General features: G+C 51.3%; 15 protein-coding genes and 1 riboswitch (1 of these 16 only partly in view). Of the genes, 5 read left to right on the top strand and 10 right to left on the bottom strand.

Features of this window, described 5'->3' with window-relative positions; all coding sequences use genetic code 11:
- The 4 genes from A4S02_RS13775 to A4S02_RS13760 form a co-directional block, all read right to left on the bottom strand.
- Window positions 1–387 carry the start of an NAD-dependent epimerase/dehydratase family protein gene (locus A4S02_RS13775; protein ID WP_070324105.1) on the bottom strand. Its footprint begins 588 nt before the window's first position, so only the first 387 of its 975 coding nucleotides appear in the window; its start codon is at window positions 385–387; the stop codon falls past the left edge of the window.
- Window positions 388–472: 85 nt separating this feature from the next.
- A complete protein-coding gene (locus tag A4S02_RS13770; protein WP_019088528.1) occupies window positions 473–1,003 on the bottom strand; it encodes a DUF192 domain-containing protein in 531 nt (176 codons plus the stop codon).
- Complete coding sequence (locus A4S02_RS13765) at window positions 1,000–1,671, bottom strand: MBL fold metallo-hydrolase (protein ID WP_070324104.1); 672 nt, start codon at window positions 1,669–1,671, stop codon at window positions 1,000–1,002. The genes A4S02_RS13770 and A4S02_RS13765 overlap by 4 nt, the downstream gene beginning before the upstream one ends.
- 114 nt (window positions 1,672–1,785) lie before the next feature.
- Entirely contained in the window at window positions 1,786–2,208 is a 423-nt protein-coding gene (locus A4S02_RS13760; protein ID WP_019088531.1) for a host attachment protein, read from the bottom strand.
- A 115-nt stretch (window positions 2,209–2,323) separates the two neighbouring features.
- Here A4S02_RS13760 and A4S02_RS13755 point away from each other — a divergent pair, with 115 nt between their 5' ends.
- The 4 genes from A4S02_RS13755 (at window position 2,324) to A4S02_RS13740 (ending at window position 5,565) form a co-directional block, all read left to right on the top strand.
- Window positions 2,324–3,415 (top strand): XdhC family protein, encoded by a 1,092-nt coding sequence (locus A4S02_RS13755; RefSeq protein WP_070324103.1) that lies wholly within the window; start codon window positions 2,324–2,326, stop codon window positions 3,413–3,415.
- Window positions 3,409–4,059: a nucleotidyltransferase family protein gene (locus A4S02_RS13750; protein ID WP_070324102.1), complete on the top strand. Its 651-nt coding sequence runs from the start codon at window positions 3,409–3,411 to the stop codon at window positions 4,057–4,059. The genes A4S02_RS13755 and A4S02_RS13750 overlap by 7 nt, the downstream gene beginning before the upstream one ends.
- A gap of 88 nt (window positions 4,060–4,147) precedes the next feature.
- Complete coding sequence (locus A4S02_RS13745; protein ID WP_070324101.1) at window positions 4,148–4,498, top strand: RidA family protein; 351 nt, start codon at window positions 4,148–4,150, stop codon at window positions 4,496–4,498.
- Window positions 4,499–4,791: 293 nt separating this feature from the next.
- Entirely contained in the window at window positions 4,792–5,565 is a 774-nt protein-coding gene (locus A4S02_RS13740; protein ID WP_070324100.1) for a CHAP domain-containing protein, read from the top strand.
- A 167-nt stretch (window positions 5,566–5,732) separates the two neighbouring features.
- Here the strand turns inward: A4S02_RS13740 and gcvP are convergent, their stop codons facing one another.
- The 6 genes from gcvP to A4S02_RS13710 all read right to left on the bottom strand — a co-directional run bounded on the left by gcvP (window position 5,733) and on the right by A4S02_RS13710 (window position 14,589).
- Window positions 5,733–8,693 carry an aminomethyl-transferring glycine dehydrogenase gene (gene gcvP / locus A4S02_RS13735; RefSeq protein ID WP_208858892.1) on the bottom strand — a complete coding sequence of 987 codons (2,961 nt, stop codon included), beginning with the start codon at window positions 8,691–8,693 and terminating at the stop codon, window positions 5,733–5,735.
- 20 nt (window positions 8,694–8,713) lie between these two features.
- Entirely contained in the window at window positions 8,714–9,079 is a 366-nt protein-coding gene (gcvH, locus tag A4S02_RS13730; protein WP_003624219.1) for a glycine cleavage system protein GcvH, read from the bottom strand.
- Between the two features lie 43 nt (window positions 9,080–9,122).
- Window positions 9,123–10,259 (bottom strand): glycine cleavage system aminomethyltransferase GcvT, encoded by a 1,137-nt coding sequence (gene gcvT / locus A4S02_RS13725; protein WP_070324098.1) that lies wholly within the window; start codon window positions 10,257–10,259, stop codon window positions 9,123–9,125.
- A gap of 159 nt (window positions 10,260–10,418) precedes the next feature.
- A riboswitch (glycine riboswitch) is annotated at window positions 10,419–10,504 on the bottom strand.
- Between the two features lie 52 nt (window positions 10,505–10,556).
- On the bottom strand, window positions 10,557–11,429 hold the full coding sequence (gene speE / locus A4S02_RS13720; RefSeq protein ID WP_070324286.1) for a polyamine aminopropyltransferase: 873 nt from the start codon (window positions 11,427–11,429) through the stop codon (window positions 10,557–10,559).
- A gap of 111 nt (window positions 11,430–11,540) precedes the next feature.
- Window positions 11,541–12,008 carry an adenosylmethionine decarboxylase gene (gene speD / locus A4S02_RS13715; RefSeq protein WP_014457515.1) on the bottom strand — a complete coding sequence of 156 codons (468 nt, stop codon included), beginning with the start codon at window positions 12,006–12,008 and terminating at the stop codon, window positions 11,541–11,543.
- A gap of 154 nt (window positions 12,009–12,162) precedes the next feature.
- A complete protein-coding gene (locus A4S02_RS13710; RefSeq protein WP_082246879.1) occupies window positions 12,163–14,589 on the bottom strand; it encodes a tetratricopeptide repeat protein in 2,427 nt (808 codons plus the stop codon).
- A gap of 64 nt (window positions 14,590–14,653) precedes the next feature.
- On the opposite strand from A4S02_RS13710, the gene A4S02_RS13705 reads away from it, so the two are divergent.
- Complete coding sequence (locus tag A4S02_RS13705) at window positions 14,654–15,571, top strand: LysR family transcriptional regulator (protein ID WP_070324096.1); 918 nt, start codon at window positions 14,654–14,656, stop codon at window positions 15,569–15,571.
- Window positions 15,572–15,602: the final 31 nt, after the last annotated feature.

Raw genomic sequence — 15,602 nt, 5'->3', positions numbered from 1 at the left:
AGAAGACGCATACACAAAGTGCTTTAAATTCGGCAGTTCACGCGCAAATTCCAACATCGCCACATGGCCACGCACATTGGAATCCGCAAAGACGTAAGGGGCTTTAAGCGAGTAACGCACGCCAGCCTGCGCTGCAAAATGAAAGATACCCTCTATATTGAGGGCTTTCTTCTGTAGCTTTTGCAGATTTTCTGGCTGACCCAGATCGCAGCGATAAAAAGAAAATTGCGGCTGTGCCTCAAGCAGAGCAAGACGTGCCTGCTTGAGTTGGGGATTATAATAACCATTCAGATTATCAATCCCGATCACCTGCTCGCCACGTGCCAAAAGAGCCTGCGTGACATGGAAGCCTACAAAACCGGCGGCTCCAGTTACCAAAAGTGTCAAAATTTATTGCCCTACACCGCAGGGCAACCCTTTGGCCCTACCCATGATGACTGCAAGAATCTTAGCCGCAAAATGCGGCTGTTGATTAAAGCTTTTTACCCAAAGATGGCGCTTCCACCTTATCACCTACAGTAATACCAAACTTGGCTGTTACGCCGCCTGCCAGCTCAAGCGTAGCAGCGACCGGACCATGACTGCTGATCCGTGCCAAGCTGCGTGGCACTGCATTTTCTGTAATGGCCTGAATACGATGATCCGCATCTATAAAAACAATATCCAGCGGGATCAGTGTATTTTCCATCCACATGTCACTCTGCTGTGGTGTTTTCCACACGAAAAGCATGCCGGAATTTTCTGGAAGATGCTGGCGAAACATTTCCCCCACTTGCTGTTCGCGCGGGGTTTTTGCCAACTCAACTGAAAAAACGTGCCGTCCACTTGGGGAAACTATAGCTAATTCTTCCCGCTGTAATTCAGGCTGAGCTTGTGTTGGCTCTCCCGTTTCTTCTGCATAAGCAGGTAATAGAGAACCCGCGGCACCGCCGATCATGCAGGCTGCCATCAGCCCCAACAGTTTTTTTGTCAGCACCTTATCTGTTCTCCTTGGTCCCATCATCTTTGCAGAAATGGATTACTGGCACGTTCTGCCCCTAATGTCGTCAGCCCGCCATGCCCAGGCACGATAACAATGTCATCCCCTAAAGGAAGTAGTTTTTCCTTTATGCCTTGAATAAGCTGTTGGCTATTACCGTATGCAAAATCGGTTCTACCTATTGTTCCTCTAAAAAGAACATCTCCCCCAAAAGCAAAACGCGCCTTTTCATCCACAAATACAACATGCCCAGGCGTATGCCCCGGAACATGCACAACACGAAATGTACATTCTAGATAGTTCAGACTTTCACCGTCTTGGGTGAAACGGTCAACATCTGCATTTTCTAAATCTGAAAGCCCAAAATGCCGAGCTTGCTCTACAATAGATTGAAATAAAAACTGATCATGAATATTCGGCCCGATGACATCTGGCCGGGTTTCCTGCGTATTTTCCAGCCCACGACACAAAGCCGCCACCCCTCCGGCATGATCTAGATGACCATGCGTGAGTAGAATGGCTTCTACTTCCAGTATATTTTTTTTTAAGAAATCCAGCAGGACATTCGCGTCCCCACCAGCATCTATAATAACAGCTTTATGTGTTTTTTCATTCCACAGAACAGAGCAATTCTGCCGAAATGGCGTAACTGGCACGATACGCAACTGCATATCCGGGTAATTGACCTGCATGCCTTATCCCTCTGTTCTCTATCATTATCTAAAAAATGCTTTTATGGGTTTTACACAAAAAAAAGCTGCCAGAACCAGTGTCTGGCAGCTTTTTCTACAGCAAAAGTGTTCTGCTTATTGAGGCAGCACCCAGCCAGTTTCTGGAATATCAAAGTGCTGACGCAGTTCATGCGCAGGCACGTTGGTTAGATCCTTGGTAAAGGTTTTGATAATCTTTGCCGTTGCCGGCTTGCTCAGATGTGTTTTGATTTCATGAATGATTGGTGCCGGAGCAGCCACCACAAAACCATCAACCTTACCGCCATGAGCAATCATGCTGTTCATGCGGTCTGCCACAACGCGGGCAAAAGCATCTTTTGCATCATCTGCCGGGGTAGAGCCGGAAGGCATTTTGCCCGGTGTACCTTCATGGCCACGTGTATCAAAATCCTGCACGTCGCGCATTTCACCTTCTGCATCATGCAGAAAACGCACCTTGCCGCCATCTGCAACAACATAAACTACCAGGCCATCTCTTGCTTCCGTCATGGAATACATCCTTTTCAAATCACTCTATCGGCCTGCCAGCATGCCGTATTATGCGACATTTAACCACCAGTGCTGCTGCGCTGCTGATGTGCAGTCTGCGTGCTGAGTGATATAGGATTGAGGCATGACAGTTCCAGCCCCCTTTTCCCAACTTGTTACTCCTCTGGATCACGCCCTGCTCTGGGCACGTCAGGGGCAAGCTGTTGCTATTGCAACCGTAACAGGCACGTGGGGCAGTTCCCCCCGTCCCCCAGGCAGCAATATGGTCATGAGCAAAATGGGCCTTATGGAAGGTTCCGTGAGCGGCGGCTGCGTGGAAACTGATGTTATGCTGCACGCCCAAGAGATTATAGAAGGGCACGCACCAACCGTTCTTTCCTATGGCGTTAGCAGCGCAAAAGCATGGGAAGTTGGGTTGGCCTGCGGGGGCAAGCTGGATGTAATGGTAGAAGCCATTCAAAGCCCTGCCTGCCCACATGGAACATGGCCCCTACATCTGCTAGAACAGATATGTGAGCTTCAGGCCGCCCGAAAAGCCGCAGTGCTGGTGCGTAGCTTGGATGGTAGCCAGCATGTGCTTGCACAAGCAGACCAACAAAATATACCTGAAGGGCTTCCTCCATCCGTGCAGAAAGCTGCTTTCCTCCAGCTACACGATGGGCGCTGCACAACGGTGGAAGAAGCAGATGGGCAAAAATGGTTTGTGCAACCCATTATTCCGCCTCCACGTCTTCTTATTGTAGGGGCAGTGCATATTGCACAGTATCTCGCACGCATGGCGCAGATAACCGGCTTTTCCCCTATCGTCATAGACCCGCGGGAAGCACTGGCAACACCAGACCGTTTTCCCGGATTGGAAAGTGGATCCACCCTTGTTACAAAATGGCCCGATGAAGCCTTAGAAACCTTAGGGGTTGATAGCATGACCGCCATCGTAACCCTGACGCATGACGCCAAGCTAGATGATCCGACACTTGAAGCAGCCCTAAAAAGCCCCGCTTTTTATATTGGTGCTTTGGGGTCTCGCAAAACACAGGCAAGCCGGTTGCAACGCTTGCAAACTCTTGGCTTTACCGAGCAAGACCTCAAACGCATACGCGGCCCGGTTGGCTTAGCCATTGGCGCAGTGGGGGCAGAGGAAATTGCCCTTTCCATTATGGCAGAAATTGTTGCCACCCGCCGCCACGCTCCCTTGGCAGATATACGGGGGTGGTAAAACCTTCTATTCTACAGGGAACATGGGCCTGCGTACTATGTGCGGGCTGTTCTTCCCGTACAGCCCCAGCCAACAAACTGTTGGCCCCGGACGCTACCGGACAGCCTATGCTTGTTCAGACGCTCATGAATATTCTGAACAGCAAAGCTGAAACTGTTCTGGCACTTTTGCCGCCAGAGCAGCCAAAGCTTGAAACAGTTATCCGCGCATATTTTCCTCATGCCCTAAAGACAGAAAGACTACAGCTCCAAACTGTTTTGAATGCGCATGTGGGCCTTTCCGTTTCTCTGCACGCAGGTGTTCGGGCAGCTCAAGCAGGAAAGGCACAAAGCTTGCTTATGTGCCTGGGGGATATGCCGCTAGTTTCCACACCGCTGCTGAATACACTCATGGAAACCCAGCATAACCATACTACAGCAGCTACCGCACCTTTACGAAACGGCAAGGCTGGTAATCCTGTTGCTTGGAATGCATCACAATTCAGCAAGTTGCTTCAGATTAAAGGCGATCAGGGCGGGCGGGCTATTTTGCGCAATCTGGGCGCTGATATACGCCTTATTCCAGCGAATTCTGACGAGCTTGTTGATTTTGATACGCCAGAACGGCTGGAAATATATCGTCAGATGACTTTTTCGGACGGTTGACCAGACGGACACACCCTCCGACAATTCAAAACAGACCGTAAGCTTTCACTAAACGGTCGTTTTGTCTGTTTTTCAACAAGGTATCATCATGAGCAAAATTCTACGCACCAACCCCAACCCCATTCTTTCTGCGGCGGTTGAATACCACGGCTTTATTTTCACGCAGGGTGTTGTCGCCCGCAATCTGGATCAGGATGTTGAAGGCCAGACACGTGATGTACTGGAACAGATTGACACCCTGCTGGAACAGCACGGCACAGATAATACGCGCATTCTGCAGGCCCAGATCTGGCTGAAAGACATTAATGACCGTGACAAGCTGAATAAAATCTGGAGCGCTTGGCTGCCAGAAAACATGGCCCCTGCCCGCGCTTGCGTTCAGGCCGTGATGGCTGACCCACGCATCCTTGTGGAAATTATGGTTACCACCACAAAATAAGACCCCATATTTGCGAGTTGGTGATGCAAGGAAGCGTGGCATTCATGCAACAACACCCCGAATCATCACCAACTCGCGCATGTTCCCCATTCTCTTCAACAAAAGCCTGAATGAAACGGAATCAGGCGAATTTGTGATATGAGATAGGATTAAAATCCTAATTTTTCTTTTTGATACCTATTAATGAAGCAAAGAGTAACTTTAACGATTTTGGTGCGCAATGAACGCTTGCCTGATCTGCACGGATGTTTAATACCTGAACCCGAACATTGCAGTACCCCAAATCACGGCAAATGCGATCAGGAAAGGTAAGCACAATGCGGCACGGACGGTCCGGAATTTTCAAACTGAAGCTGGCCGTTTTGTCTTTTCTGTCCGTTTCTGCCTTTACTACTTCTGCATCTGCCCGCACCTATCATGCAGCCGCCCACCACGCCGGTGTGCATAAAATTGTATTTTCTGCATCTGGCCACGCCGCAGGCCGATATGCAGGTGGGCGCTGGCACCCTGCAGCGGGGCGTTATCGTTCCGGGTATTATGGGGGCCATGTTATTCAGTGCGTTGCTTATGCCAAATCTGCCTCTGAAGTGATGCTGCATGGCAATGCGCGTGACTGGTGGCATAATGCAGCTGGTGTTTATGACCGTGGCCATGCGCCAGAACCCGGCAGTGTTCTCAACTTCCGTGCAACACGCCGTATGCCTTTGGGCCATGTTGCTGTTGTGCGTAATGTTGTAGATAACCGCACGATCATGATTGATCAGTCACACTGGGCGCAGGCTGGCATCAGCCACAACGTAGCTGTTATTGATGTTTCTCCTAACAATGATTGGTCTGCTGTTCGTGTAGCCCTTAACAATCATTCTGGTGGTTTCGGGTCCATCTACCCAACTTACGGCTTTATTTATGCGCGTCATCCTGGTGCAGAACGGAACATGCAACAGGAAGTTATGACTGCATGGGCCAAGAAAAGCACCGCCACACAGCTGGCACAGGCTCCGGCAACGCCTCGCCAGATCTCTGCTGGTCAGGAAGATCCCAATATCGCCTTTGACGATAACAACTGAAACCTATCTTTAGTTTCTTTACAGCATCTTCTTTTCAACGCCCGGCTTTGTCGGGCGTTTTTTTATTGCCTTTGCCATGACAAAAAATTCCTATGCGGAACATAAAAAAGGAGAGCAACCCATTCCGGCTGCCCCCCTTTCTTGAGTGGCCATCAGAAATGATGAACTTACTCCATCCATTCTGAAATATCTGGGCAAGAACAAACTAGGTTTCTGTCACCATATACATTGTCAATTCGGCCTACAGGCGGCCAATATTTAGTAGAAGGCTGCACATTACCGGGAAAGCATGCTTCCTGCCTTGTATAAGGATGCATCCATTCAGTTGCTGTCAGCGCAAGTCCTGTATGGGGCGCATGGCGCAGCACAGCATCTTCTGCTGTTACCTGACCACTTTCAACGGCACGCACTTCTTCACGTATAGCCAGCATGGCATCGCAAAAACGATCTAGCTCCGCTTTACCTTCGGATTCAGTTGGTTCAATCATGAAGGTGCCAGCCACCGGAAAGCTGACGGTTGGCGCATGAAAGCCATAATCAACCAAACGCTTGGACATATCATCCACGGTTACACCCGTTGTATTCTTGATCGGACGCAAATCCAGAATACATTCATGCGCAACACGCCCGTGTGCACCTTGATAAAGCACGGGGTAAGCATCTTTCAGGCGGCTCACGATATAATTGGCGTTGAGAATAGCCACCTGCGTAGCCCGCTTAAGCCCTTCATCCCCCATCAGACGAATATAGGCCCATGAGATCGGCAGGATAGAAGCAGACCCAAAAGGAGCCGCACTTACAGCCATAGAAACATCTACATCTGCCGGATTTCCGGGCAGATAAGGTGCAAGATGCGCCCGCACACCAATTGGCCCCATACCCGGGCCACCACCGCCATGTGGAATGCAGAAAGTTTTATGCAGATTAAAGTGGCTGACATCACCACCATAATCAGCCGGACGTGCCAGCCCCACCTGAGCATTCATGTTGGCACCATCCACATACACCTGCCCACCAGTTGCATGCACCAGATCACAGATTTCACGCATGTTTTCTTCAAACACACCGTGAGTGGAAGGATAGGTAATCATCACTGCGGCAAGATCATTCGCGTGAGCCTGTATTTTCTCACGCATGTCTTCCAGATCAATATTGCCGCCTGCATCGCACTTTACGACCACAACCTTCATGCCTGCCATTTGGGCAGAAGCCGGGTTGGTGCCATGTGCAGAAGCTGGAATCAGACAAACTGTCCGATGCCCTTCCCCCCGTGCTTGATGATAAGCACGAATAACAAGTAAGCCTGCGTATTCCCCCTGCGCACCAGAATTGGGCTGGAAGGAAACCGCATCATAACCGCTGATGGCACACAGCCACTTTTCTAGATCCCGCAAAAGAATCTGATAACCTTTTGCCTGATCTGCCGGCGCAAACGGATGAATGTCACAAAAGCCAGACCATGTAATAGGCAACATTTCTACCGTGGCGTTCAGCTTCATGGTGCAAGAACCCAACGGTATCATTGTCCGATCCAGCGCCAGATCCTTATCTGACAAGCGCCGCAGATAACGCAGCATATCCGTTTCTGAACTACAGGAACGGAACACAGGCTGCGCCATAAAGCCAGACTGTCGACGTAAGCCCTCCGGCAACGCCATAGACACTGCGGCAAGAGCCTGCGCCATTTTTGCTACACGCCCGTGTTCTGCACAAAAAACAGACCATACAGCGTAAACGGTTTCTGGCGTGCTGGTTTCATCCAGACTGATGCCAATATGGCCATTACCTGCATCCCGCAGGTTCATGCCTGCAGAACGCGCACGTTCCAGCAGATCTGCCGCGCCCTCGCCTACATTCACTGTCAGCGTGTCAAAAAATGCGGTTGTTTCAACAGTTGCACCAAGTGCACGCAAACCTGCCGCCAATGTAGCGGCAAGACCGTGAATACGCTGTGCAATTGCCTTCAGACCTTCTGGACCATGATAGACGGCGTACATGCCTGCAATAACAGCCAGCAACACCTGCGCGGTGCAGATATTGGATGTCGCCTTTTCACGCCGGATATGTTGCTCACGGGTTTGCAGGGCAAGACGATACGCCGGGCGTCCAGCACTATCGACTGAAACGCCAACCAAGCGTCCCGGCATGCTGCGTTTATAAGCATCCCGCACAGCCATATAAGCTGCATGCGGCCCGCCATACCCCATGGGAATACCAAAGCGCTGGGTGGAACCAATGGCAATATCCGCCCCCAACTCACCGGGCGAGGTCAGCAACGTTAAAGCCAGCGGATCTGCTGCCATAACAGCAATACCCCCCGCAGCGTGCAGGATTTCTATCTGCTTTTGCGGGTTGGTAATCTGGCCGGACGTGCCGGGATACTGGAAAATGGCCCCAAATACGTTTTGGGCGTCCAAATCTGTTTCGGGTTGCCCAATCTGGAGCGTAATGCCCATAGGCTCAGCACGGGTTTTTAATACAGCAATGGTCTGCGGGAGACATTCTGCATCCACAAAAAAGACGGTGGATTTGGAGGTAGCCACCCGGCGGGCCAATGCCATGGCCTCTGCCGCTGCCGTGGCTTCGTCCAACAGAGAAGAGTTGGCGATATCCAACCCTGTTAGCTCTGTAATCATGGTTTGGAAGTTCAGCAGAGCTTCCAGACGGCCCTGACTGATTTCTGGCTGATACGGCGTGTAAGCTGTGTACCATGCCGGGTTTTCGAGAATATTCCGCTGGATAACAGCCGGCAGCACCGTACCATAATACCCTTGCCCGATCAGGGATGTCATAACCTGATTTTGTCCGGCCAATTCACGCAGACGCGCAAGCACCTGCGTTTCCGTCCACCCAACGCCAAGCCCCAGGGGCTTCTGGGCGCGAATGGAAGCAGGAAGTGTCTGGTCTATCAGATCATCCAAAGAGGCAGCACCAACAACCCGCAGCATTTCAGCCTGATCTGCTGCAGTTGGGCCAATGTGACGCCTAGCAAACGCCTCGCCCTCAGCTTTTAGAGCAGCAAAAGCAGGTAGAGCTTCAAGACTGTGTTGGGAACGTGCATCCGAACCGGGAGCAAGGGAGAACATGTAGAAATTTTTCCTGAACAAGGCCCGTCTGGAACGGGCCATTTTTTCCAATCAGGCAGAAATCAGCCTACAAAAGCTGCATATGCTGCGGCATCCATCAGACCGGAAAGCTGATCTGGATTGGCAACGCGGAATTTAACAATCCAACCTTCTCCTTCCGGGTCAGAACTTACCCGTGCCGGATCATCTGCCAGCGCAGCATTGTTTTCCAAAACTTCACCATCAACTGGCGCATAAATATCAGAAGCTGCCTTAACAGATTCCACAACTGCGATGGACTCCCCGGCTTTCACTTCCGTGCCAGATGGGCGGGCTTCAATAAACACCAGTTCACCCAGTTCATCGGCTGCATGGCGCGTGATGCCAACGGTTGCCGTTTCACCATCAACGCGCAGCCATTCATGTTCTTTTGTAAAATACAGGGTCATTTTCTCAATTTCTCCAGTCAAGCTAAATCAGTGTCTCAACGGCCTAGCGTTTGAAATGCGCTGGCACAAAAGGCAGTGCACTTATTACGGAAGGCACGGAACGCCCACGTAATTCTGCAAAAACGGTGTGTCCTATCTGGCTGTCATTGGTCGCCACGTAACCCATCGCTACCGGCCCACCCACTGTGGGGCCAAATGCGCCAGAGGTAACCTTGCCGATATGCGTGGCAAATTCTGCATCTGCATATAAAGGCGCATCATGCCGCACAGGTGCACGCCCCTCCGGCCGCAAGCCAACGCGGCGGCGGCTTACACCATTTTCAAGCTGGCCAAGAATGATATCCGCACCGGGGAAACCACCAGCACGTGCGCCACCGTTGCGGCGAGATTTCTGGATAGACCATTCAAGTGCAGCTTCAACCGGCGTGGTGGTGGTATCAATATCGGAACCATACAGGCACATGCCGGCTTCAAGCCGCAGGCTGTCTCGCGCACCCAAGCCAATCAGTTTTACGTTGGGCTGTTCCAGCAGTTTACGGGCAACCCGATCTGCATCCTTGGCGGAAACAGAAATTTCAAACCCATCTTCACCAGTATAGCCAGAACGGGAAATCACACAGCGGGCGCCATCCACATCCAGAGTGCGCACATCCATGAACACCATCTTGCGCACATCATCGGCAAACACAGCCAAAGTCTGTTCGGCTTCTGGCCCCTGCAAGGCGAGCAGCGCCCGATCTTCTTGCAGTTCTACAACACATTCTGCCACCAGTTCAGATTGCAGAAGTTCCAGATCTGCTTCCTTACATGCGGCATTCACCACCAGCAGAAGGCCATCTTCCAGACGCGCCACCATCAGATCATCCAGAATACCACCTTTGGCATTGGTGAACTGGGTATAACGCTGGCGACCATGCTTAAGGGCAGCGATATCTGCTGGCACCAGTTTTTCCAGCGCCAAAGCAGCATCATCTACATCGCCCGAACGCGGGCGCAGCAGCACTTGCCCCATATGGGAGACATCAAACAGCCCAACATGCTCACGCACATGCCGGTGCTCGGCCATAATGCCATCTGCATACTGCAAAGGCATGGCATAACCCGCAAACGGCACCATCTTGCCGCCGGATTCTTCATGCAATGAATAGAGGGGAGTATGAAGGAGAGTATCGGTGCCCATGCACGCCGCCTTGCCAAAAAGGCCGGAACCCACTGCAATCTGACAGACACATCAGCACAACACGAGGCTCCGGATTACACAATCCGCTGCCCCTTCTGTGCTTTTGCCTGAGATCGCTATCCCGTCGGCGGGTGCGATTGCACCTCTCTCCAGAAGTTTTAAAACGCAGGGGCCTTCTGCCTGAGAGTTTCCGGGGCGGTTGCTCCTTCGGCGCTGGCTAGGCCAGTCTCTCCCTCTGCGTTCAGGAACCGTGACATCATTTCGCTTTCAAGTCAATCACGGTTCCTGGCGCGACAATTAGCCAGCAACCTTGGGCAGATGCTTGGCAATATACGGTGGCAGATTAAAAGACCCTACGTGAATTTCAGGCGTCCAGTACTGGGTTTTCCCCAAAATACCAGCTTCCTGCGCACGGGCTCGCACCTGTTCCACATCCTGCGCTTGCAGGTTGCTGCCCTTACTGGCGATCCCTAGTGTCATGAACCCACCTACATAGGTTGGCACAGCGGCCACATAGGCAGACACATGCGGAAAGAATTTGGCACGTCGCACGCTGGTTTCATGCAGTTCATCCGCCTGCATAAAGGGCACGCCACACTGGTTCACAATCAGCCCTTCAGCGGTCAGGATACGTGCGCAGTGTTCGTAAAAGGAATCTGTAAACAGCACTTCGCCCACCCCTATCGGGTCTGTGCTATCAACAATAATCACGTCAAACGAGGCATCCGCCGCGCGCGCAACGTAATCTATCCCATCCCCCACAATCACTTCCGCGCGTGAGTTGTTCCATGCATCACCGGCGATAGAAGGAAGATGCTGTTTTGAAAGTTCTATTACAGCACCATCAATTTCCACCATCACGGCTTTTTCGATGCCGGGATGTTCCAGAACGCGGCGCAGAACACCGCCATCCCCTGCGCCAATAATCAGCACATTTTTCGGGTTGGCATGTGTAAACAGCGGAACATGCGTGAGCATTTCCTGATAAACAAATTCATCCTTCTCGGTAATCTGCACCACGCCATCCAGCATGAGCACACGACCGTGGGAGTCACTTTCAAAAACAACAATATCCTGAAACGGGCTACGCGTGCGCGCCAGTTCCTTTACCACACGGAACCGCTGCCCCCAGTTATCGTACAGGGTTTCTTCAATCCATGTTTCTGCCATACCAGCTTTATCTTCCACATACGCAGATGGGCCGTGCTGACACCGCCCTTTTTCAGAACTGTATCAGCACGACCGTCAAACAGAGTTTTACAACTTTAAGAAAAACAGCCTTTAGGCAACTACGCGGCCACGGCGTTCTTCATCCACTTCAAGCCGCTTAGCCTGAAAAAGACGCTGCATAACAGGGATGGACAGGTGCGGATCACACGCACCACACATAAAGATGTCCACCGCAGCAAAGTCGCGTTCTGGCCATGTGTGAATGGAAATATGGCTTTCAGCCAGCACCACCACGCCAGAAACACCTCCATTGGGTGAAAAATGATGGAAATGACTGTGCAGGATTGTGGCCCCGGCAGCTCTCGCTGCTTCGCACAGTGTTGCGTCGATTTTTTCTGGATCATCCAGATTTGTGGCGCCCCACATATCGACAAGCAGGTGAGTACCTGCAAACTTCTCGCCATTCTTTTCGACGAAGTAATCTTTACGCTCTTCGTCAGCAGACGAGACCGGAACAGAAAATGCCTGGTTATTGCTCGGGTGTTCCGAGACCATCCCCAGTTGAGCAAGTGCGTTCATTGACGTACCCCCAAACCAGTAGACAGCCTGTTGGGCAAAAATTGCCCCCTTGGGCCAAGAGCGCGCTTGGTAGGACCCCTGCGCTTACGTTGCAAGCATTATTTACGTGTTTCATAAATTTTTCAGAAACACGCCACCCCAAAATACAGAATAATCAACGCTCTGCAGAAGAATGCACAGTTTGTTTCACAAGCATGTCAAACTGGCGATCCTGCTCTTTTCCCAGCGTTCGCCCCGCCAACCAAGCCTTAAGGCGCAGCAAAGTATCTGCATCATGTGCTGCGGCAGAATCGGCAGCAAGCTGCATAGCAAGATCTTGCTGCTGCTGTGTTAAAGCTCCAGTTTCTGGCAAAGCTCGGCTGGCCAAACGGCCCACAACGCGCACAGCATCTGCCCATTGCTTGCCTTGCTCATACAATTGCCCGCGCAATTCTAAACCTGTGTCGGATTCATCATCCGCCAGCAGGGCCAATGCGCCGGCTCTATCCCCTTTGGTAAGTGCAAGATGTGCTTCATCATAATGGCGGCGCGCAGCCATATCCTCTGGCAAACCGGGCACAGTGCTTTGCTCCAATGCTTCCATGGCTGCATTCACATTGCCTGCCTTAAAAGCTGCCTGAACAATTTGCTCCTGTATTTCTGCTCGCGCTACCGGATCAGCCGTCAGCACCACCGCTTGTTTGAACGCCATAACGGCAGCATTGGCTTGTCCTATCTGTAATAGAAGCGTTCCGTAGCCTCTCAACAGTTTTGCCTTGGATATATTATCTTCCAGTAAAGGCAGTTGGATCTGCAAAATATGCACCCGTTGCTCTGCCGATAATGCCCCATCCTCTCCGCTCACAGCTTTGCCGGATGGCAGAGTATTGAACGCAAGCACATACAGGGCCTGGCGTCGCAAAGCCTCCAACCTGTCTTGTGGTATTTGTGCTGAGGCAGAAAGTCCATCCAGCACAGTTAAAGCCTGCCTCGCCCGACCGCATTGCACAAGCGCTGAAGACAATAAGAAATTGGTATATGCGCGCGCAGAAGACACAACTTTCCCAACGCCTTCTTTTCCTTCAAGAAGGTTTTGAAAGCTCTCCGCAGCCATACCCGCATCAATCTGATCATGCCGCAACAAAAAGCTCACCAGATCTGCACGTGCATAAGCAGCTTTTTCCGGGTCTGCCGCAGCGGTCAGATTCTCCAGTGTAACGCGTGCTGTTTCTGCATTTCCTTCACGGTCCTGCATGTGCGCACGCGCAAGATCATAAACACCATCAGTAGGCAGAGGTTCGAGAATTAGAGCGGCTTCATCTGTACCATAACGCGCAATATAATTTATAACCTGCGGAAGAAGCAGATCACGCAACGGTTGTGGATAGTGCAGTATCTGTTCGTAATGGCGTGCAAGCAGAACAGAGGCATCCCTGCTGTTTGCGCCACTCAACATCAAATACAGCGCATGCCATATCTCCAGTTCTGGAGCAGCCCCATCCATTTGTGCCAAAACGAGTGCCGCAGCATTTACATCGTGGCTTAACAACGCTGCGCAAGCCCGCAGAAAAAGCACTCCTGTTGGTGGGCCGCCCGGTTCAGAACGCTGGGGCATATTCTTGACAAGATGCCATGCATCTTCTGGGTGCCCGTCGGCAAAAGCAGCGCGTGCAGCAGCAACCTGCGCAGGCCACCGCAAAGAAGGCAGTGCTTTTGCGGCGTCAATCTTTGCGGCAAGCCAGTCCTTTTGTAAAACAGCAACTGATGCAGAACGTAGCCCGAGCCAGAACCAGTCCAACCCACCTTCTATGGGTGTCGTTTCTGGCGTTCCCTGCCCTACTGGCAAAGCATCCAGCCCCAATGCAGAAAGAAACACGCCTTTATCTGCAACAGGATCCAATTTGATCTGTGATGAATCTGCTGCCACTACAACACCTTGGGCAGATTCACGAACGCCGTACCCTATGGCACGATAGGAAGAGCGATATCCAGTTTCCATGACAGATGGCGCAATCAGCAAACGTGCGCCGGTCGTTGGATCTGGAAATGAAATAATATGCCCAGACTGTTTTTGCGAAAACAGAATGCCTTCTGGCATCATAACCGCAGGCGGTGCAGACCTTACGCTACCTGAATCGTCTTTTGGAAGTTGCACCAACAACCAGCCATCCAGCTTTTTGCGCAGAGCAATATGCGGATGAGATGGCACATGAACACGCAGAATAGTTGCGTTTTCCAGAACCGTAACATCCGTATCCGCAAAGATGCCCTGGCCTGTAAAATTGTGAGCCAAAGATGCTACGGGACGATCTGCAACTATCAGTAGATCAGATCCAGACCAAAAAGCTGCAAGAGCAACCTCCGCCCCGATAGGCAGAAAAAGAGATGCTCCTTGTTGACCATCCAGCGATTCTTCCTGCACTGCAGGAACGGGAAGAGCATGCAGGCCATCTTCACCCGCCTCAGCCGGCAACATGGGCAACAATAAATAGGCAGAAAGCATTCCGCACATATATTTGCCCATTACAGATTTACCTGTTGCCACATCTCCTCCAACCTCAAACATGCTGCAATGCCGCTTTTGGCAGCATACGGCCTGCATGACAAAGGAGCCACAGCCTATGCTAGAAAAAACCAACCGTTTCCATCATGCTGTGGCACTATAAATGCTGGATCGCATCACCAGTATGCAGATTTTTGTCAAAGTTGTAGCTGCGGGCAGCTTTACTGGGGCCGCGCGTGTTATGGCGCTTTCCCCAACAATGGTGACTAAACATGTTACGGCGCTGGAAACACGATTAGGAGTTTCTCTTTTTCATCGCAGTACGCGGCATCTTTCCTTAACCGAAGCAGGACGCCTATTTTTGGAAAGCTGTCAGCGAATTCTGGCTGATGTGGAAAACATGGAACAAACCGTAAGCGAACAATACCGCGAGCCGCGTGGGCAACTACGCCTGAATGCTCCTGTTTCCTTCGCCATACGGTATGTTGCACCTTATTTGCCAGAATTTAGCAGAAAGTATCCGCAAGTTCAGGTGGAACTTGGCCTGAATGACAGACCCGTAGATCTGGTTGAGGAAGGCTGGGATCTTACGCTGCGCATCCGCAATCTAACAGCCAGCACATTGCGTGCACGTAAATTGGCTGCTGTGCGTATGGTTATCTGTGCCTCCCCTACCTATCTGGTAAAGACAGGCACACCCACGCATGTGGATGAATTGCAGCATCATAATTGCCTTGGATACACCCTTAGCGGGAACAACAGCGCATCGCGCTGGCATTTTGGAGAAAGTGGAGAAAAAACCGTTTCTGTTTCCGGTCTGCTCTCCGCCAATAATGGAGATGCCTTGCGGGAAGCTGCCGTAGCCGGTGCTGGCATTGCTTATTTACCGCTTTTTGTTGTGAGCCAAGAACTGCAACAAGGCCAACTTATTGCTTTATCACTGGATTACTCCACCACACCGGGGCCAGACTTACACGCCGTTTATGCTCCCGGCACGAGTATTCCCTTAAAAGTCCGTGCCATGATTGATTATCTTGCTCAATGCTATGGCCCGATTCCACCATGGGAAAAAGCGGCATAGCCCAAGGAATATATGAGCTAAAACTATCTTT

The organism is Acetobacter ascendens (assembly GCF_001766235.1).
In the GTDB taxonomy this organism is placed as follows: Bacteria; Pseudomonadota; Alphaproteobacteria; order Acetobacterales; family Acetobacteraceae; genus Acetobacter; species Acetobacter ascendens.
The sequence above is the reverse complement of the archived record's forward strand: the minus strand, read 5'-3'. Positions and strand labels throughout refer to the sequence as shown.